20 protein-coding genes are annotated in these 17,601 nt (G+C 71.5%); 10 read left to right on the top strand and 10 right to left on the bottom strand.

The window, feature by feature from the left end:
- Positions 1–13: 13 nt before the first annotated feature.
- Positions 14–1,009, top strand: a complete 996-nt coding sequence (locus ACFC1X_RS30050) for a TAXI family TRAP transporter solute-binding subunit (protein WP_376359402.1) — start codon at positions 14–16, stop codon at positions 1,007–1,009.
- On the opposite strand, the gene ACFC1X_RS30045 is transcribed toward ACFC1X_RS30050, so the two are convergent.
- Positions 988–2,433 carry an ATP-binding protein gene (locus ACFC1X_RS30045; protein ID WP_376359399.1) on the bottom strand — a complete coding sequence of 482 codons (1,446 nt, stop codon included), beginning with the start codon at positions 2,431–2,433 and terminating at the stop codon, positions 988–990. The two genes, ACFC1X_RS30050 and ACFC1X_RS30045, sit on opposite strands and share 22 nt — an antisense overlap.
- Before the next feature lie 9 nt (positions 2,434–2,442).
- Positions 2,443–3,129, bottom strand: a complete 687-nt coding sequence (locus ACFC1X_RS30040) for a response regulator transcription factor (protein ID WP_376359396.1) — start codon at positions 3,127–3,129, stop codon at positions 2,443–2,445.
- Between the two features lie 296 nt (positions 3,130–3,425).
- On the opposite strand from ACFC1X_RS30040, the gene ACFC1X_RS30035 reads away from it, so the two are divergent.
- From ACFC1X_RS30035 to ACFC1X_RS30000, 8 genes are all read left to right on the top strand, one after another.
- Positions 3,426–4,202: an amino acid ABC transporter ATP-binding protein gene (locus ACFC1X_RS30035; protein WP_122618525.1), complete on the top strand. Its 777-nt coding sequence runs from the start codon at positions 3,426–3,428 to the stop codon at positions 4,200–4,202.
- A gap of 59 nt (positions 4,203–4,261) precedes the next feature.
- A complete protein-coding gene (locus ACFC1X_RS30030; protein ID WP_376359393.1) occupies positions 4,262–5,098 on the top strand; it encodes a glutamate ABC transporter substrate-binding protein in 837 nt (278 codons plus the stop codon).
- Positions 5,099–5,182: 84 nt separating this feature from the next.
- Positions 5,183–5,851, top strand: coding sequence for an amino acid ABC transporter permease (locus tag ACFC1X_RS30025; RefSeq protein ID WP_376359391.1), 669 nt, complete (start codon positions 5,183–5,185; stop codon positions 5,849–5,851).
- Entirely contained in the window at positions 5,848–6,744 is an 897-nt protein-coding gene (locus tag ACFC1X_RS30020) for an amino acid ABC transporter permease (protein WP_376359388.1), read from the top strand. Before ACFC1X_RS30025 ends, ACFC1X_RS30020 begins: the two co-directional genes overlap by 4 nt.
- 175 nt (positions 6,745–6,919) lie before the next feature.
- Positions 6,920–8,545, top strand: coding sequence for an FAD-dependent monooxygenase (locus ACFC1X_RS30015; RefSeq protein WP_376359385.1), 1,626 nt, complete (start codon positions 6,920–6,922; stop codon positions 8,543–8,545).
- A 69-nt stretch (positions 8,546–8,614) separates the two neighbouring features.
- Positions 8,615–8,701: a putative leader peptide gene (locus ACFC1X_RS30010; RefSeq protein ID WP_313960178.1), complete on the top strand. Its 87-nt coding sequence runs from the start codon at positions 8,615–8,617 to the stop codon at positions 8,699–8,701.
- 89 nt (positions 8,702–8,790) lie between these two features.
- Positions 8,791–9,330 carry a cysteine dioxygenase gene (locus ACFC1X_RS30005; protein WP_376359382.1) on the top strand — a complete coding sequence of 180 codons (540 nt, stop codon included), beginning with the start codon at positions 8,791–8,793 and terminating at the stop codon, positions 9,328–9,330.
- Entirely contained in the window at positions 9,327–9,725 is a 399-nt protein-coding gene (locus tag ACFC1X_RS30000; protein ID WP_376359380.1) for a rhodanese-like domain-containing protein, read from the top strand. The genes ACFC1X_RS30005 and ACFC1X_RS30000 overlap by 4 nt, the downstream gene beginning before the upstream one ends.
- On the opposite strand, the gene ACFC1X_RS29995 is transcribed toward ACFC1X_RS30000, so the two are convergent.
- The 5 genes from ACFC1X_RS29995 to ACFC1X_RS29975 all read right to left on the bottom strand — a co-directional run bounded on the left by ACFC1X_RS29995 (position 9,719) and on the right by ACFC1X_RS29975 (position 14,543).
- The gene (locus ACFC1X_RS29995) at positions 9,719–10,681 is read right to left on the bottom strand and encodes a sugar ABC transporter substrate-binding protein (protein ID WP_376359377.1); all 963 of its coding nucleotides are present in this window, start codon (positions 10,679–10,681) and stop codon (positions 9,719–9,721) included. The genes ACFC1X_RS30000 and ACFC1X_RS29995 overlap by 7 nt on opposite strands.
- 156 nt (positions 10,682–10,837) lie before the next feature.
- Positions 10,838–11,614 (bottom strand): recombination regulator RecX, encoded by a 777-nt coding sequence (recX, locus tag ACFC1X_RS29990; RefSeq protein ID WP_376359374.1) that lies wholly within the window; start codon positions 11,612–11,614, stop codon positions 10,838–10,840.
- 3 nt (positions 11,615–11,617) lie between these two features.
- Positions 11,618–12,733, bottom strand: coding sequence for a recombinase RecA (gene recA / locus ACFC1X_RS29985; RefSeq protein ID WP_376359371.1), 1,116 nt, complete (start codon positions 12,731–12,733; stop codon positions 11,618–11,620).
- Positions 12,734–13,004: 271 nt separating this feature from the next.
- Positions 13,005–14,288: an AI-2E family transporter gene (locus tag ACFC1X_RS29980; RefSeq protein WP_376359368.1), complete on the bottom strand. Its 1,284-nt coding sequence runs from the start codon at positions 14,286–14,288 to the stop codon at positions 13,005–13,007.
- A 60-nt stretch (positions 14,289–14,348) separates the two neighbouring features.
- A complete protein-coding gene (locus tag ACFC1X_RS29975) occupies positions 14,349–14,543 on the bottom strand; it encodes a DUF3046 domain-containing protein (RefSeq protein ID WP_376359365.1) in 195 nt (64 codons plus the stop codon).
- An 81-nt stretch (positions 14,544–14,624) separates the two neighbouring features.
- On the opposite strand from ACFC1X_RS29975, the gene ACFC1X_RS29970 reads away from it, so the two are divergent.
- Positions 14,625–15,590 carry a hypothetical protein gene (locus ACFC1X_RS29970; RefSeq protein ID WP_376359362.1) on the top strand — a complete coding sequence of 322 codons (966 nt, stop codon included), beginning with the start codon at positions 14,625–14,627 and terminating at the stop codon, positions 15,588–15,590.
- A gap of 6 nt (positions 15,591–15,596) precedes the next feature.
- Here the strand turns inward: ACFC1X_RS29970 and ACFC1X_RS29965 are convergent, their stop codons facing one another.
- Genes ACFC1X_RS29965 through ACFC1X_RS29955 form a run of 3 tightly spaced genes read right to left on the bottom strand, consistent with a single transcriptional unit; the run spans position 15,597 to position 17,529 of the window.
- Positions 15,597–15,905, bottom strand: a complete 309-nt coding sequence (locus tag ACFC1X_RS29965; protein WP_376359359.1) for an AzlD domain-containing protein — start codon at positions 15,903–15,905, stop codon at positions 15,597–15,599.
- A complete protein-coding gene (locus tag ACFC1X_RS29960) occupies positions 15,902–16,666 on the bottom strand; it encodes an AzlC family ABC transporter permease (protein WP_376359356.1) in 765 nt (254 codons plus the stop codon). The genes ACFC1X_RS29965 and ACFC1X_RS29960 overlap by 4 nt, the downstream gene beginning before the upstream one ends.
- Positions 16,663–17,529, bottom strand: a complete 867-nt coding sequence (locus ACFC1X_RS29955) for an AraC family transcriptional regulator (RefSeq protein ID WP_376359353.1) — start codon at positions 17,527–17,529, stop codon at positions 16,663–16,665. Before ACFC1X_RS29955 ends, ACFC1X_RS29960 begins: the two co-directional genes overlap by 4 nt.
- Between the last annotated feature and the right edge of the window lie 72 nt (positions 17,530–17,601).

The following is a 17,601-nucleotide window of genomic DNA, read 5'->3' as shown; positions in this document are numbered from 1 at the left end:
CAGGATCGGCCCCATGTCCACGCTGCTCTCCCGTATCGGCAGGCGCCGGGCCGCCCAGGGCGCGGTCGCCGGTGCCGTCGTGCTCGGGCTGCTGCTGTGGTGGCTGCTGCCGCTGGGGGAGAAGCCGCCGAGCGGGAGCATCACGTTCAGCACGGGCACCCGCGCGGGCGTCTACCAGAAGTACGGCGAGCTGCTCCGCTCCGAGCTGCGCAAGGACATGCCGGACCTGGACGTGCGGCTGATGACCAGCGCGGGCTCGCAGGAGAACGTCGAGCGGGTCGCGTCCGGAGAGGCCGACTTCACGATCGCCGCGGCCGACGCGGTGGAGACGTACAAGCTGGCCGGCCGTCCCGGGGCCGAGGCGCTGCGGGGCGTCACCCGCCTCTACGACGACTACGTGCAGCTCGTGGTGCCGACCGACTCGGACATCCAGTCGGTCGCCGACCTGCGGGGCAAGCGGGTCGCGATAGGGCTGCCCAACTCGGGCGTACGGCTGATCGCCACCCGGCTCCTGAAGGCCGTCGGCATCGATCCGGAGACGGACATCACGCCCCGCGCGGACGGCATCGACACCGGCCCCGGGCGGCTCGGCGACGAGCTGGACGCGTTCTTCTGGTCGGGCGGCGTGCCGACCGACGGGCTCAGGCAGATCGCGGAGACGTCCGCCTTCCGGTTCGTGCCGATCGGCGACGACCTCGTCACCGAGTTGCACGAGTCGGGCGGCGCGACCCGCTACTACCGCACCACCAACATGCCGGAGTCGGCCTACCCCACCGTGCAGAACGGCGCCGTGGTGCCGACCATGGCGGTGTCCAACCTGCTGGTGACCCGCGCGGACGTCGATCCGCGGCTCACCGAGTGGCTGACCCGGACCGTGCTGGACAGCCGCGACGGCATCGGGGCGCACGTCCACTCCGCGCAGCTGGTGGATCTGCGCACCGCGATCTACACCGACCCGCTGGAGCTGCACGAGGGCGCCCGGCGCTACTACCGGTCGGTCAAGCCGTAGGGCCGCTCGGGCTCCTTGGGCGCCGTGCCCGTCCTCGGCACCGTGACGGTGACCTCCAGGCCGTGCGGCGGGTGGTGGCCGAAGGAGATCGAACCGTCGCCCGCCGCGAGCAGCGCCCGGCAGATGGACAGGCCGAGCCCGGACCCCTTGATGTTCTGATGCCGGCCGCTGCGCCAGAAACGGTCGCCCACGCGCGCGAGCTCCTCGTCGGTGAGCCCGGGACCGTTGTCGGTGACGACGACGGTGGAGGCGTCCCCGGTGGAGGCGACCTCGATCCGGACGGTCTCCTCCGGCGGCGTGAACTTCACCGCGTTGTCGATGACCGCGTCCAGGGCGCTGGAGAGGGCCACCGGGTCGGCCCAGCCCGTGGTCGGCGGGCACTCCCCCACCAGCCGTACGCCCTTGGCCTCCGCCGTCGGCGCCCAGGCCGCCACCCGCTCGGCGGCCAGCGCGCCGACGTCGGTGACCTTCAGGTCGGCCTGGCTGTGCTCGGCCAGCGCCAGGTCGAGCAGGTCGTCCAGGACCCGGGCCAGGCGTTTGCCCTCGGCCTGGACGGAGGCGATCTCCTCGTTGCCGTCCGGCAGTTCCAGGGCGAGCAGTTCGATGCGCAGCAGCAGGGCGGCGAGCGGGTTGCGCAACTGGTGCGAGGCGTCGGCGACGAAGGCGCGCTGCTGCTCCAGCACGTCCTCCACGTGGTCGGCCATCTCGTTGAACGACACGGCGAGGCGTCTCAGCTCGGGTGGCCCGCCGGCCGGCGCGACCCGGGACTTGAGCCGCCCGGTGGCGATGTCGTGGGTGGTGGCGTCGAGGACCCGCACCGGCTTGAGCACCCAGCCGGTCAGCCGGAGCGCGGCGCCGACGGCGAGCAGCATCGCGGCGATCTCACCGGCGCCGATCACCAGCCAGCCGCGCAGGGTGCTCGACCGCATCGAGTCGGTCGGCGACTCCGTCACGACGACCGCGACCACGTCGCCGTCCCGGATGACGGGCGAGGCCACCACCAGCTGTCCGTCCTGCCAGGGCCACACCTGCCGCGGGTCGTGGCTGCGACGGCTGAGCAGCGCCTCGTCGAAGGAGTCGCGCACCTCGCCGGTCTGGGGCAGGAACCAGGTCGTCGGCGCGTTCGCCATCGGGATGTGGTTGCGGTAGAAGACACCCGCCTTGATGCCGTAGACCTCGTAGTAGCTGGTCAGCTCGGTCTGGAGGGTCTCCAGGCGTTCGTCCGTGCTCGTGGGGCGGGAGCCGCCCGGCACGTCCTCGGTGACGAACTGGGCGAGCGCGGCGAAGCGTGCGGTGTCGTCTATGCGGTCGATGACGACCTTCTGCTGCTCCGCGCGTGCGACGCTCACGCCGAGCGGAACGCCGAGCGCGAGCAGTACGGCCGCCATCAGGACGATGAGCAGCGGGAGCAGGCGTGTGCTCACCCGGCCCCGCTATCCGGTGGGCGCGACGAGGCGGTAGCCGACGCCGCGGACGGTCTCGATGAGCGCGGGCATGCGCAGCTTGGCGCGCAGGGAGGCGACGTGCACCTCCAGGGTGCGGCCGGTCCCCTCCCAGCTGGTGCGCCAGACCTCGCTGATGATCTGCTCGCGGCGGAACACCACTCCGGGGCGCTGGGCGAGCAGGGCGAGGAGGTCGAACTCCTTGCGGGTGAGCTGGACGACCGCTCCGTCCACGCTCACCTGGCGCGTCGGCAGCTCGATGCGCAGCGCGCCGAGGCGCACCACGGTCTCGGTGCTCCCGGTGGCGTCCTCCTGGGCGGTGCGCCGGCTGACGGCGTGGATCCGGGCGAGCAGCTCCCCGGTGTCGTACGGCTTGACCACGTAGTCGTCGGCACCGAGGTTGAGGCCGTGGATGCGGGAGCGGACGTCGGAGCGGGCGGTGACCATGATGACCGGCGTGCTGGTGCGCTTGCGGATCTTGCCGCAGACCTCGTAGCCGTCCTGGTCGGGCAGGCCGAGGTCGAGAAGGACGACGCCGAAGCAGTCGACCTCGGGGACGAGCGCCTGGAGCGCCTCCTCGCCGCTGCGCGCGTGGGTGACGTCGAAGCCGTGCCGTGCCAGGATCGCGGACAGGGCGGCGGCCACGTGGTTGTCGTCCTCGACGAGCAGCAGTCTCATCCGGGCTCCCTTCGGTTCATCGGCCGTACGCTCAGGACGCGTAGAAAGTGCGAAAGACGCGTGCACGCGCGTGCACGCCTTGTGCAGTGACGCTGATGCGGAGGGACCGCGTCAAGAGGTCTCCGGTCACGGCCGCTCGAAGTTATCCGGCCGATATGCGCCCTGCTCACAAGTGCTACGACTCGTGTCCGATTGCTATCGGATCGTGATGCTCAGATCTCCCTCAGATGTAGAGACGCAGAGTGTCCCGGGTCACTACTGTCCTCCGAAACCGAGGAGGACGGAGCCCGAGAGCGATGACCGAAGTATCGGTGGCCAAGGAAGACAAGGCCGCGACCGACGAACTGGTCGTCCTGAAGAGTGTCAACAAGCACTTCGGCGCGTTGCACGTGCTCCAGGACATCGACCTGACGATCACCCGCGGCGAAGTCGTCGTGGTCATCGGACCCTCCGGGTCCGGCAAGTCCACCCTGTGCCGCACCATCAACCGTCTGGAGACCATCGACTCGGGGTCGATCGCGATCGACGGCAAGCCGCTTCCCGCGGAGGGCAAGGAACTGGCCAGGCTCCGTGCCGACGTCGGCATGGTCTTCCAGTCCTTCAACCTCTTCGCGCACAAGACGGTGCTGGAGAACGTGACCCTGGGCCAGGTCAAGGTCCGCAAGGTCGACGCCAAGAAGGCCGAGGAGAAGGCCCGCGCGCTGCTCGACCGGGTCGGCGTGGGCGCCCAGGCGGACAAGTACCCCGCTCAGCTCTCCGGCGGTCAGCAGCAGCGCGTCGCCATCGCGCGGGCGCTGGCCATGGACCCGAAGGTCATGCTCTTCGACGAGCCGACGTCGGCTCTCGACCCCGAGATGATCAACGAGGTCCTGGAGGTCATGAAGCAGCTCGCGCGTGACGGCATGACCATGGTCGTGGTCACGCACGAGATGGGCTTCGCCCGCTCGGCGGCCAACCGCGTGGTGTTCATGGCCGACGGCCGCATCGTCGAAGAGGCGACGCCGGACCAGTTCTTCAGCAACCCGCGCAGCGACCGTGCCAAGGACTTCCTGTCGAAGATCCTGCACCACTGAGACTTCGTCTCCCGCGCCTGATCGTCAGATCGTCTGATCACAGCCAAAGGATGTTCACCATGAAGCTTCGCAAGGTCTCCGCCGCCTCGGCCGCCGTGCTCGCCCTCGCCCTGACCGCCACCGCGTGTGGCGGCGACGACAAGGACAGCGGCTCCTCCGGCGGTGACGGCAAGAAGATCACCATCGGCATCAAGTTCGACCAGCCCGGCCTCGGCCAGAAGACCCCGGACGGCTACGCCGGCTTCGACGTGGACGTCGCCACGTACGTCGCCAAGAAGCTCGGCTACACCGAGGACCAGATCGAGTGGAAGGAGTCGAAGAGCGCCGACCGCGAGACCATGCTCCAGCGCGGTGACGTCGACTTCATCGCCGCCACGTACTCGATCACCCCGGAGCGCCAGGAGAAGGTCGACTTCGCCGGGCCGTACCTGCTCGCCCACCAGGACGTGCTGATCCGCGCCGACGACGACAAGATCAAGTCGCCGGAGGACCTGAACAACGCGAAGCTCTGCTCGGTCACGGGTTCGACCTCGGCGCAGAACGTCAAGGAGAAGCTGGCGCCCAAGGCCAACCTGCAGAAGTACCCGACGTACTCCGCCTGCCTGAACGGTCTGCAGACCGGCGCCATCGACGCGCTGACCACGGACGACTCGATCCTCGCCGGTTACGCCTCCCAGTCGCAGTTCAAGGGCAAGTTCAAGCTCGGCGGCTTCAAGATGACCAACGAGAACTACGGCATCGGCGTCAAGAAGGGCAGCGACCTCAAGGCCAAGATCAACGACGCGCTCGAGGCCATGGTCGCCGACAAGGCCTGGGACAAGGCCGTGAAGGACAACTTCGGCCCGGCCAACTACAAGAACGAGCCGGCGCCGAAGATCGGCGACATCAAGAGCTGAGGCCGGGCCCGCCCCGGTGCGCCGCCCTCCGGAAGGGGCGGCGCACCGGGGCGGGCATCCCTACACGCGGAAGCGCGGGAGATCGTGTTCGACTTTCTTCAGGATTACGACCTGCTGGGAGCCTTCTGGACGACGGTGCAGCTCGCTGTACTCTCGGCCGTCGGCTCCCTGATCTGGGGCACCATATTGGCCGCCATGCGCGTCGGCCCGGTGCCGTTGATGCGCGGCCTCGGGACCGCGTACGTGAACACCGTGCGCAACATCCCCCTGACCGTCATCATCTTGTTCGCGTCCCTTGGGCTGAGCCAGACCCTGGGAGTCACGCTCGGCGGCGGCGACGACTTTGAGACCATCAACTTCCGGCTCGCCGTCCTGGGTCTGATCCTCTACACCTCGGCCTTCGTGTGTGAGGCTCTGCGCTCCGGCATCAACACCGTGCCCGTCGGTCAGGCGGAGGCGGCCCGGGCGATCGGGCTCAGCTTCGGCCAGGTGCTCCGCCTGGTGGTGCTGCCTCAGGCGTTCCGGTCCACCGTCGGCCCACTGGCGAACGTACTGATCGCGCTCATCAAGAACACCACGGTGGCCGCGGCCATCGGCGTCGCCGAAGCGGCGGCACTGATGAAGGACATGATCGAGAACGAGGCACAGCTGCTGCTGATCTCCGCGGTCATCGCCGTCGGCTTCGTGATCCTGACGCTGCCGACCGGCCTGATCCTCGGCTGGGTGGGCAAGAAGGTGGCGGTGAAGCGATGAGTTCCGTTCTCTACGACGCGCAGGGACCGCGCGCCAAGCGGCGCAACGTCGTGTTCACGGCCGTCTTCCTGGTCGCCATCGTGGCCCTCCTGTGGTGGGTGTACACGACCCTCGACGAGAAGGGGCAGCTCGACTGGGACAAGTGGAAGATGTTCTTCACCAGCGGCGAGCCCTGGTCGACGTACATCTGGCCCGGCCTGCAGAACACCCTGAAGGCAGCGGCGCTCTCGATGATCATCGCCCTGCCGCTTGGTGCCGTGCTCGGCATCGCCCGGCTGTCGGACCATGCGTGGGTACGGATCCCGGTCTCGGTCGTGGTGGAGTTCTTCCGGTCCATCCCCGTACTGGTTCTGATGATCTTCGGGCTCGCCCTGTTCGCCGAGTACACCAATGTCAGCTCGGAAGACCGTCCGCTGTACGCGGTCGTCACGGGCCTGGTGCTGTACAACGCCTCCGTCCTCGCGGAGATCGTCCGGGCGGGCATCCTCGCGCTGCCCAAGAGCCAGTCCGAGGGCGCCATGGCGATCGGGCTGCGCAAGGGCCAGTCGATGCGGCTGATCCTGCTGCCGCAGGCCGTCACCACGATGCTCCCGGCCATCGTCAGCCAGCTCGTCGTCATCCTGAAGGACACCGCGCTCGGTGGTGCGGTCCTCACCTTCCCCGAGCTGCTCGCGTCGGCCAACACGATGAGCGGCTACTACGGCGCCAACGTGATCGCCAGCTTCACCGTGGTCGCGGTGCTCTACATCGTGCTCAACTTCTCCCTCACCAGCTTCGCGAGCTGGCTGGAGCGCCGGCTGCGCCGGGCGAAGAAGTCGACCGGTGCGGTACTCAAGGCGGACGACGCCGGTATCCCCGGCGGTGCCGGTACCGGTGCCGGTGGCGCCAACTGACGACTGGTCGGTTTACCTGACCATCACGGAGGCAGTGGCATGATCGCCACTGCCTCCGTCACTTGACGCAAGCAGCGGCAATAGGTTGCATACGTTCTGTGACCGTGCACCCTGCTCCAACGTCCTGTTCACCTGCGTCCCCCGGGACACCGCCACGGGCAGGGGGCGCCGCACCGTGGACCCGGTGATCATCACCGGAGCGGGGCCCGTCGGGCTCACGCTCGCCCTGGCGCTGGCGCGGCAGGAGGTGCCCTGTGTCGTCCTCGACGAAGGGCCCGGCAAGGACGAACCACGCCCCGCCCGCACCGTCGTCCTGCGCGCGGACGCCGTCGCGCTCGTCGAGCGGCTGACCGGCGCGTCGCTGACGGGGCTGGGTTCCCGTTGGGCCGGATGGCGGTCCGTGCGGCGCAAGCAGGTGATCCGCGAGGTCGAGTTCGGCGACGCCGAGCCGCCGCCGCTGCACCTCGCCCAGCACGAGCTGACCGAGGTCCTGCGCACGGCACTCGCCCGCGAGTCACTGGTCAAGGTCGCGGTGGACAGCCGTCTGGACAGCGTCGAGCAGGAGAAGTCGGGCGTCACGGCGCACACCCGCGGCCCCGCCGGCACCTGGTGGCGCGGCAGCTACCTGGTCGGCTGCGACGGTCCCCGCTCGACCGTCCGCAAGCTCCAGGACATCCGCTTCCCCGGCCGTACGGCGGTGGAACGATACGCCGTCGCCGCGCTGCGCACCGAACTCCCCTGGGCCGACCAGGCGTTGCTGCACCGGATGCCGCCGTGGCGGATGTCCGGCCCGTCGGCCGGCGAGGTCGTGGCCCGCCCCCTGCCGGACGGCGTCTGGCGTCTGGACTGGCTGCTGCCGCCCGGCAAGGACCTGGTCACGCCCGAGCTGCTGGTGAACCGCGTCCGCGAGACCCTCACCGGCTGGTCCGGCGGCGCGCCGCCGGCGTACGAACTGCTCGACACCGGCGTCCACACCGTCCACCACAGGCTGGCCCGGCGCTGGCGGGTGGGGCGCGTGCTCCTCGCCGGGGACGCCGCCCACCTGCTGGGTGCCCTGGGCACACAGGGCCTGGAGGAGGGGTTGCTGGACGCCGACAACCTCGCCTGGAAACTCGCCCTGGCCTGGCATCACGGGCCGCACGAGGCGCTACTCGACAGCTACCAGACCGAGCGGCGCGCGGCGATCGCCGCGCGGCTGCGCGCCGCCGACCAGGTGCTCCCGCTGCTGCGCGGGGGCGGCGGACTGCGTGCGTACGTCCCCGGATCGTCCCGCGGCCACGACACGCTGCTGGCCGACGGTCACCTGGGGCGCGGCGCGCTGGGTGCGCCGGGAACGTACGCCGACTCGCCCCTCGCCCCCGCGGATCTGGCCGGAGCGGCGGAGGTCGGCACGGCGCCCGGGTCGCCGGTCACCGATGTGCGGGTCACGGCGGAGGACGGCACCTTCGTCCGGCTGCGCGACCGGCTCGGGCGCGGGGCGCTGCTGGTGGTGCTGATCGCGCCGGGCACGGGGGTGTGGGAGCGCAAGCACTGGGTGACGGCCGGGATCATGCCGCGGCTGGCGGCGGCGGTGACGGCGCTGCCCCACCGGGCCGAGCTGCTGGTCGCCGAGAGCTATCCCGGTGCCGCCGCGCACACGGTGCTGCTGGTGCGGCCGGACGGACACCTGGTCACGGCGCTGACCGGGGTGCGCCCGGCCGATCTGTACGCGGCCGCGGAGGCGACGCTGGGCGGGCCGACGGTCACGGCGGCGGCCGCGGCGGAGGAGAGAGGCGCGGGAGCTTCGGCCGGTTCCCGCTGACCGGGCGGTCGTCGTCCGCATGTTGACGGTGAGTTGACCGGTCCGCACCGTCATGGTCTACTCCGGATCGTGACCGACACCTGTGTGCGCCTGTGGCGGAGGGTCCATATGGACCTCGTCCGCTATGCGGGCTGCGTGTGTCGTCCGTCCTGCTGAATTCGCTTCCCTCTTCTTCGGGCGCGCCGCGTCCGTCGTCTGCCGACGGCTCGCCGCGCTCCCCCTCGCGAACTCCCAGGACGGTATCCGTGTCTGTCTCCTCCCCTGCCCCGGCCTCCCCCGCCGCGGCTCCGGCCGCTCCCACGCAGGCCGAACTTCTCGACTTCGCCCGGCGCACCGCCGCCGACGCCGCACTGATCGCCTCCCTGCCGCTCGACCCCGAGGGCCGCACTTGGGTGCGGCTGGAAGGGCCCGGTGGCAGCGAAGCCTGGCTGATCGGCTGGCCGCCCGGCACGGGCACCGGCTGGCACGACCACGCCGAGTCCGTGGGCGCCTTCGTGACCGCCGCGGGCGAGCTCAAGGAGAACGCGCTCGCCGCCCGCCTGCCCACCGACGGCTGGAAGACCCTGGAACTCGCCGACGACGTGGACCGGGAACGCCGGCTCCCGGCCGGCCAGGGTCGTGCCTTCGGCCGGCACCACGTGCACGAGGTGCTCAACGAGTCGCCCGACCGGCACGCGGTCTCCGTGCACGCCTACTACCCGCCCCTGCCGCAGATCCGCCGCTACAGCCGAGGTGGGCAGACCCTGCGCCTGGAGCAGGTCGAGCGCCCGGAGGACTGGCAGTGAGCGAGCCGACCGGGATAGACGAGCTGCTGGAGCGGGTGCGCGCCGGGTACCGGCGGATCGCTCCGCACGAGGCGTACGACGCCGCCGGGGCCGGCACGGCGCTGCTGGTGGACATCCGGTACGCCGCCCTGCGTGAGCGGGACGGCGTGATCCCCGGCGCTCTGGTGGTCGAGCGGAACGAGCTGGAGTGGCGGCTGGACCCGCGGGGCAGCCACCGGCTTCCCGAGGCCACGGGCCATGACGTGCGGGTCGTCGTGGTGTGCAACGAGGGGTACGCCTCCAGCCTGGCGGCGGAGTCGCTGCACCGGCTCGGACTGCACCGGGCCACCGATCTGGTCGGCGGCTTCCAGGCCTGGCGCGCGGCGGGGCTGCCGGTGACGGCCGCGGTTCAGTAGTCGACGGGGCAGTACAGGGGTGCCGTGTCCGCGTTGCCCTTGGTGACCAGGCGGATCGGTGTGTGGTCGACCTTCTCCGCCGTCCTGCCTCGCAGCAGGGCGATGGTGTTGCGGACGGCCAGTTCGCCGGTGTTCCCCGCCGAGTTGGAGACCGTCGCGGAGAACCGGCCGTCCTTCAGCGCGGCCAGGGCCTCGTCGGTGCCGTTGACCGTCACGATCCTGACCCGGTCGGCGCCCGCCGCGTCGAAGGCTTCGCGGGCGGCGAAGGCCATCTGCTCGTTGGCGACGAAGGCGTAGTCGAGGCCGGGATGGGCCCGAGCCATCCTGTCGGCGACCTCCCCGGCCGTCTCGGCGTCGAACATGCCGGGCTGCTCGGCGACGACTTCGGCGTTGTCCGGCAGGGCGTCGGTGAAGCCGCCGACCAGCAGGTCGGAGGCGGCGCCGGGGGCGCCCGCGACGATGCCGACCTGCACGTCCCGGCCGGCCGCGTCGTCGGCGACCCAGCGGGCGTCCAGCCGGCCGACGGCCTCCAGGTCGACGACGACCGCTCCCAGGATGTCGTCCGGGTCGGTGCTCACGGAGGTCAGGAAGACGGGGACGTCCGCCTTCCGGGCCTGCTCGATGTCGCGCTTCAGGGCGTCCGTGTCGACGGTCTGCAGGATGATCGCGTCGACCTCGCGCTCGATCATGTCGGCGATGTTGGACAGCTCGGTCGCCGCGTCCTGTTCGGAGTTGGCGGTGACCAGCCTCGCGAAGTTGTTCTTGGCCGTGATCTCCACGGACCGTTGCAGGCAGGTGTGGAACGTGCTGTCGCCGCCGTTGACGAACCCGAGGGTGAGCGGCCCGTCGTCCGCGGAACCCGGCCCGGAGGAGTGGAGACCGCAGCCGCTCAGCAGCAGGCCGACGCAGAGGGGCAGAACGTGTGTCGCTCTTCGGCGGCGCGCGGGCTTGGGCATGGCGGGGCCGCCTTTCGGGCGTGCTGGAGGGTGTCCGCGGCTCGGGCGGTCACGCGACGGCGCAGACGGTACCGCCGTGCGGAAGGTGTTCACCCCGCCGGGAGCGCAAGGTATTCCTGCGCGATCGTCGCCCCGCGCGGCGGCGACCGTGACGCGTCAGAACCCGTCCTCGCCGAGGAACTCCGTGTCCTCGCCCTCTTCCTCCAGTGCCTGGCGGACCACCCGCAGGGCCATGCCCTCGGGGTAGCCCTTGCGGGCCAGCATGCCCGCGAGGCGGCGCAGTCTCTTGTCGCGGTCGAGCCCTCTGGTGGCGCGCAGCTTCCGGGCGACCAGCTCGCGTGCGGTCTCCTCCTCCTGCTCGGAGTCGAGCTGGGAGACCGCCTCGTCGATGAGGGTGGCGTCTACGCCCTTGGTCCGCAGCTCCCTTGCCAGGGCCCGCCGGGCCAGGCCGCGGCCGTGGTGCCGGGACTCCACCCAGGCTTCCGCGAAGGCGCTGTCGTTGATCAGGCCGACCTCCTCGAACCTGGACAGCACCTTTTCGGCCGCCTTGTCGGGGATCTCCCGCTTGCGCAGGGCGTCGGCGAGCTGGCTGCGGGTGCGCGGGGTCCCGGTCAGCAGGCGCAGGCAGATCGCCCGTGCCTGCTCGACCGGGTCCCGCGGAGGTTCCCCCTTCTCGGCCCTCGACGAGGAAGTGGCACCTCCGTCCTCGGCGAACGGCTCCGCACGCCCGCGCCGCCGGCGTGTGCCGTCCTTCGCACGGGCCCGTCCGCCCCTGCGGCGCGCCTCGCCGTCACCTTGGCGCGCCTGGCCGCCGTCGGGTGAGCCGACGGCGGACTGTTCCGTCTCGTACGGGGCCGCGGTCGCCCCGTACGCGCCGTCGCTCGTCCCGGCGGAGCCGTTGGCGTACTCGGCCCAGTCGGTTCGTCGTGTCACGGGTCAGCTCTTGGCTGCCGCGGCCTTGGACTTGGTGGCCTTGGCGGTCGCGGGGGCGGGCACTGCCGGTGCGGCGTCGGCCGGGGCGGCGTCCGTACCCGGCTCGGCGGCGGGCTCCTCGGGACGCACGCCGACGCCCAGCTTCTCCTTGATCTTCTTCTCGATCTCGTTGGCCAGGTCGGGGTTGTCCTTGAGGAAGTTGCGCGCGTTCTCCTTGCCCTGGCCGAGCTGGTCGCCCTCGTACGTGTACCAGGCGCCGGCCTTGCGGACGAAGCCGTTCTCCACGCCCATGTCGATCAGGCCGCCCTCGCGGCTGATGCCCTGGCCGTAGAGGATGTCGAACTCGGCCTGCTTGAACGGCGGCGCGACCTTGTTCTTGACGACCTTGACGCGGGTGCGGTTGCCGACCGCGTCGGTGCCGTCCTTCAGCGTCTCGATGCGCCGGATGTCGAGTCGCACCGAGGCGTAGAACTTCAGCGCCCGGCCACCGGTCGTGGTCTCCGGGGAGCCGAACATCACGCCGATCTTCTCGCGGAGCTGGTTGATGAAGATCGCGGTGGTCTTGGACTGGTTGAGCGCGCTGGTGATCTTCCGCAGGGCCTGGCTCATCAGGCGGGCCTGCAGACCGACGTGGCTGTCGCCCATCTCGCCCTCGATCTCCGCGCGCGGGACGAGCGCGGCGACGGAGTCGATGACGATGAGGTCGAGGGCGCCGGAGCGGACCAGCATGTCCACGATCTCCAGGGCCTGCTCGCCGTTGTCCGGCTGGGAGAGGATCAGGTTGTCGATGTCGACGCCGAGCTTCTTCGCGTACTCGGGGTCGAGGGCGTGCTCCGCGTCCACGAACGCGACCTGGCCGCCGGCCTTCTGCGCGTTCGCCACGGCGTGCAGGGTCAGGGTCGTCTTGCCCGAGGACTCGGGGCCGTAGACCTCCACGACCCGGCCGCGCGGGATGCCGCCGACGCCGAGGGCCACGTCCAGCGCGGTCGATCCGGTCGGGATGACCTCGATGGGCTCGTTGGTCCGGTCACCCATGCGCATGACCGCGCCCTTGCCGAATTGCCGTTCAATCTGTGCGAGCGCGGCGTCGAGGGCCTTCTCGCGGTCGGTTCCTGCCATGGGTTCCACCCGGTTTGCTTGATTCGATCGCTTCACGTCGAAGACGCTAATGCCTGCCACTGACAATGCCCCGCGACGCGGGTCCGGCCTGTGGATAACTCGGGCGCTTGTCCGTCCAAACCCTGTCGAATCACCCGTCATGAGCCTCGCCGGAGCCTCCATGAGAATGGATGTTCGATTTTCGTGTCAAGCGCACCACGCGGCACTTCCGAGCGTACGTCCGCCCGCACCGGCGGGGGCCTGAACCGGCCGCGCGCACCGAGGTGGACGCTCAGGCGGAGGGGCCGCTCCCGGTCCCTTCCGGTCCGGGGCGTCCCAGTTCCTGCCGCCGGGTCCACAGTTTGCGCATGCGCGTGGTGCCGCCCGGCCCGGACGGACGGTTCCGGCGCCCGTGGACGCGGGGGTCGTCGGTGACGTCGTAGCGCTTGACGTACGCCCCGAGGAACGCCTGGAGCGTGGCGATCGCCGGGATGGCGATCAGCGCGCCGACGGCGCCGAGCAGCGCGGTGCCCGCGACGACCGAGCCGAACGCGACCGCCGGGTGGATGTCCACGGTCTTGGAGGTCAGCTTCGGCTGCAGCACGTAGTTCTCGAACTGCTGGTAGATCACCACGAAGATCAGGACCCACAGCGCGTACCAGGGATTGACCGTGAAGGCGATCAGCATGGGCAGCGCGCCCGCGAGGTACGTGCCGATGGTGGGGATGAACTGCGACACCAGGCCCACCCAGACGGCGAGCGCGGGGGCGTAGGGCACCTCCAGGACTTCCAGCAGTACGTAGTGCGCCGCACCGGAGATCAGCGCCATCAGACCGCGCGAGTACAGGTACCCGCCGGTCTTGTCCACGGCGATCTCCCACGCGCGCAGCACCTCGGCCTGCCGGGCGGGCGGCAGGACGGAGCAGAGCTTGCGGCGCAGCCGGGGGCCGTCGGCGGCGAAGTAGAACGAGAAGAGCAGGACCGTCAGCAGCTGGAAGAGGCCGCCCAGGACCTGGGTCGACACGTCCAGGACACCCGTGGCGCTGTTCTGCACGTAGTTGCGCAGCCAGTCGGAGCGCAGCAGGCCCTCCTGGATGTCGACCCGCCGCAGATCGGTGTGGAAGTGGCCGTTGACCCAGCTGATCACCGAGTCGAGGTAGTCCGGGAAGTCCTCGACCATCTTGACGATCTGGCCCGCGAGCATGGACCCGAGCAGCGTGACGAACCCCGCGGCGGCGACCAGCACGGCGAGGAAGACGAGGAAGGTGGCGAACCCCCGGCGCAAACCGCGTCCGGCCATCCAGCTCACCGCGGGTTCGATGGCGAGCGCCAGGAAGAACGCGATAAGGATGTTGATCAGCAGGCTGGTGAGCTGGTGGAAGGCCCAGCTGCCCAGCTGGAAGGCGGCGATGAGCGCGAGGGCCAGCACCATGGCGCGCGGCAGCCAGCGCGGCATGCGGGCGCCCGGACCCGCGGGCCCCGCGGCGCCGTCGGCCGGGGGGCCGGAGGGCGGCGTCGGGCCGGGCAGGGGAGCGTGCTGCCGGGGCGCCTGCCCGGTCTCGTCAGTGGATGCCACGGAGCAAGTCTCGCCCAAGCCACGGACCCCGAATGACCGTCCGGTGGTCTTCGCGCACCGTCACCGCTGTTCCCGCGGCACGTCCATGACGGTGCAGACCACCCGCCACACCTCCTTGGCGTCCCAGCCCGCGTCCAGCGCCCCGTTCACCGTGCGCCCGCCCAGCTCCGTCATCACGTGATCGCGCGCGAAGGTGTCGGCGTACCCCGGACCGAAGTGATCCGCCATCCGCTCCCAGAAGACCGTCAACCGCATGACACCAGTATCCCGCCCCTGAGAGTGGGCCCTGAGCCGGGACCGGGTACGCGGACCGCTTTCCGGCCTACGGTCTGTGCCATGGCCGAATCCGGAGCTTCCGCACTCACCCCGACCCCGCGCACGCCCGCGCACGCGCCCGCGTCGCACTCGTCGCTCGCACGCGCGGAGCAGTTCGTCTGGCTCACGGCGCGCGTACTGGAGCAGCGCCTCTTCGCGTACCACTTCCGGGGTGGCGACGCCGGTCCGGTGGAGACCGCGCTGGACGCCTACCGCAACGAGGACGGCGGGTACGGCCACGGGCTGGAGCCCGACCTGCGCGGCCCGGTCAGCCGCCCGCCGCACACCGCGCGTGCGCTGCGCGTCCTGGACGCGGTCGGACGCTGTGGCGGACAGCGCGTCGAGCGGATGTGCCGCTATCTGACCTCCGCGTCCACGCCGGACGGCGCCCTGCCCGCGGACCCGCCGGGAGGGGGCGGGTATCCGGCCGCGCCCTCCGGGCCCGTCGTGGACGGCTCTCCGGGCGAGCTGCTCGCCACCGGTCCGGTGGTGGGCCTGCTGCACCGCAACGAGGTCTGGCACGCCTGGCTGTTCCGCGCCACGGACTTCTGCTGGCGGGCGGCCGAGTCGCTGCAGACCCCGCACCCGTACGAGGTCGAGGCCGCCGTGGCCTTCCTGGACTCCGTCCCCGACCGCCCGCGCGCGGAGGCGGCGGCCGGCCGGCTGGGCCGCCTGGTGCGCGATCAGCGGCTCGCCGTGCTGGACCCGGACGACCTCGGCGCGCACCCGGTCTCCCCCGGCCGTGCCCCGGGCGGGCACCGCTTCCCGCACGAATACGCGAGGCACCCGCACTCCCTCGCGCGCGCGTGGTTCACGGACGCCGAGATGACCCGCTCCCTCGACTTCCTCGCGGCGGAGCAGGAGGACGACGGCGGCTGGCCCCTGCGCCGGCCCCGCCAGGCGCCCGCCCCGGCGCTGGAGGCGCGCCCCGCGGTGACGCTGGAGGCCCTGCGCACGCTCCGCGCGTACGGCCGTGCCCTCGGCTGACCCCGGTCAGCCGCCCAGGGCCCGTACGCCCGCGGTGACCACCACGGCGGCCGCGACCACGAGGAGGAACGGCGCGCGCAGCACCAGTGCCACGGCGGCCGCGGCGACTCCCGCGGCCCGTGCGTCCAGGACGAGCGCCTGGCCGTCGGCGAAGGTCTGCTGGGCGGTGAGCGCCGCGAGGAGGGCGACGGGCAGCAGGGCGGCGAGCTTGCGGACCAGCGGCCGCTCCAGGGCTCCGGCGGGCACGAGCAGCCCGGCGAGCTTCACCACATAGCAGCCCACCGCGGTCCCGATGATCGCGATCCAGACGTTCACCGCTCTCCCTCCCCCGCGGACGCCTCGCGGTCGTCACGGTTCTCGACGGCTCCTCCCGCGCGGCGTCCGCGCGCCCACAGGACGAGCGGCGCCGCCAGTGCGGCCACCAGTACGGGCACACCGGCCGGCAGCACCGGCAGCAGACCGAGCCCCAGGAGTACGGCCAGGCCGGCGACGGTGCGCTCGGTGGTGCTCTTCAGCATCGGCGCGAGCAACGCCAGGAAGACCGCGGGTCCGGCCGCGTCGAGCCCCCAGGCGGCGGTGTCTCCGATGGCCTCCGCGCCCAGCGCGCCGAGCAGTGTGGTGAGGTTCCACAGCAGGTAGAGGGTGAGTCCGGTGACGGTGAACCCGATCCGGACGCCGCGCCGCGTGGGCTGGGCCAGGGCCACGGCGGTCGTCTCGTCGATGACCCATTGCGCGGCGAACGGCCGCACCGCGCGCGGGAGGGCCAGCAACTGGGAGAGACGCAGTCCGTAGAAGGCGTTGCGCACGCCCAGGAAGAAGGCGCCCGCAGCCGCCGTGAGCGGGTTGCCGCCGGCCGCGAGCGCCCCGACGAGCGCGAACTGGGACGCTCCGGTGAACACAAGAAGGCTGAGCGCGCAGGTCTGGGCGAGGGTGAGTCCGCTGCCGGCCGAGGTCACCCCGAAGGCGAACCCGGACAGTCCGACGGCGACGCCGACTCCGAGGGCGTCCCGTACGACGGCGGCGTCGGGCTTGCTCTCGACGGCTCCGGTCTCGGGAAGGGCTGTCTGTTCTGTCACGCCTCGGACGGTAGGAGCAGGCGGCGCCGCGCGTCTTGTACGTTCTTGCGCTCCCGCTGGTAGGCGCCGGGCGGCACGCCCACGATCCGCGCGAAGTGCCGGTTCAGGTGCGGCTGGTCGGTGAACCCCACGGCGACGGCGGCCTCGGCCGGTGACGTCCCGGTGTCGAGCAGCCGCCGCGCGCGGCGCACCCGGGCGTCCGTCAGCCAGGTGTGGGGCGGCATGCCATAGGCGTCCCGGAAGGCCCGCAACAGTGCGAACGGGCTGGTGCCGAGCTCCCCGGCGAGCCGCTCCAGGCTCGGCGGTTCGGCCATCCGCTCCTCCAGCACGGCACGCGCGCGTGCCGCGACCCCGCCCCCGGCCGTCGGCACCTCCCGGCGGGGCAGCGGCCCGCCGTTCAGCCGCAGCAGCCGCGTCACCGCGACCCGGAGCAGGGTGTCGGCGGCGAGCGCGTTCCCCTCGTCGGCGGCCCGCAGCACGCGGTGCACCAGCTCGGCGGCGTACGGGTCGTCGAGGACCGGCCGGACGAACCCGGGCGTCCCGCGCATCGTCGTCGTCTCCGCCGCGATCCCGGCCACCAGCTCCGGCGCCGGGTAGACCGCGCCGTACCGCCACCCCTCCGGCACCCCGGCCCGTCCCGTGTGCGGGGTGTCCGGGTTGACCAGGGCCAGTGACCCCGCCCCGGCGTACTGGTCGCCTCCGCCGTGGTGGAAGACCTCCACGCCGTCGGCTATGGCCGCGATGACGAAGTGCTCGTGCGTGTGGCGTACGAAGGTCTTCCGTATGTACCGGGCCCGCAGCAGGTCGACGTCGGGGAGCTCCTCGTACTGCCAGTGCCGTGCCCGCTCGCCCTTTCCCGCCATGCCCCCATTCTCCGTCACCGGGCCGCGGCCTCCACCGACGGCCCCGCACCTGCCCCGCCGCCCGGCCGTCCG

The sequence above is a fragment of the Streptomyces sp. NPDC056128 genome (genome assembly GCF_042263835.1).
Taxonomy (GTDB): Bacteria; Actinomycetota; Actinomycetes; order Streptomycetales; family Streptomycetaceae; genus Streptomyces.
This window is presented reverse-complemented; position numbering and strand designations above follow the sequence as displayed.

Excerpts from the sequence above, each read along its gene's own strand:
- ACFC1X_RS29970 (WP_376359362.1), top strand. The coding sequence starts at position 14,625 with ATGGCCGAATCCGGAGCTTCCGCACTCACCCCGACCCCGCGCACGCCC.
- ACFC1X_RS30035 (WP_122618525.1), top strand. The coding sequence starts at position 3,426 with ATGACCGAAGTATCGGTGGCCAAGGAAGACAAGGCCGCGACCGACGAA.
- ACFC1X_RS29975 (WP_376359365.1), bottom strand. The coding sequence starts at position 14,543 with ATGCGGTTGACGGTCTTCTGGGAGCGGATGGCGGATCACTTCGGTCCG.
- ACFC1X_RS30020 (WP_376359388.1), top strand. The coding sequence starts at position 5,848 with ATGAGTTCCGTTCTCTACGACGCGCAGGGACCGCGCGCCAAGCGGCGC.
- ACFC1X_RS29995 (WP_376359377.1), bottom strand. The coding sequence starts at position 10,681 with ATGCCCAAGCCCGCGCGCCGCCGAAGAGCGACACACGTTCTGCCCCTC.
- ACFC1X_RS30040 (WP_376359396.1), bottom strand. The coding sequence starts at position 3,129 with ATGAGACTGCTGCTCGTCGAGGACGACAACCACGTGGCCGCCGCCCTG.
- recA (WP_376359371.1), bottom strand. The coding sequence starts at position 12,733 with ATGGCAGGAACCGACCGCGAGAAGGCCCTCGACGCCGCGCTCGCACAG.
- ACFC1X_RS30050 (WP_376359402.1), top strand. The coding sequence starts at position 14 with ATGTCCACGCTGCTCTCCCGTATCGGCAGGCGCCGGGCCGCCCAGGGC.
- ACFC1X_RS30030 (WP_376359393.1), top strand. The coding sequence starts at position 4,262 with ATGAAGCTTCGCAAGGTCTCCGCCGCCTCGGCCGCCGTGCTCGCCCTC.
- ACFC1X_RS29955 (WP_376359353.1), bottom strand. The coding sequence starts at position 17,529 with ATGGCGGGAAAGGGCGAGCGGGCACGGCACTGGCAGTACGAGGAGCTC.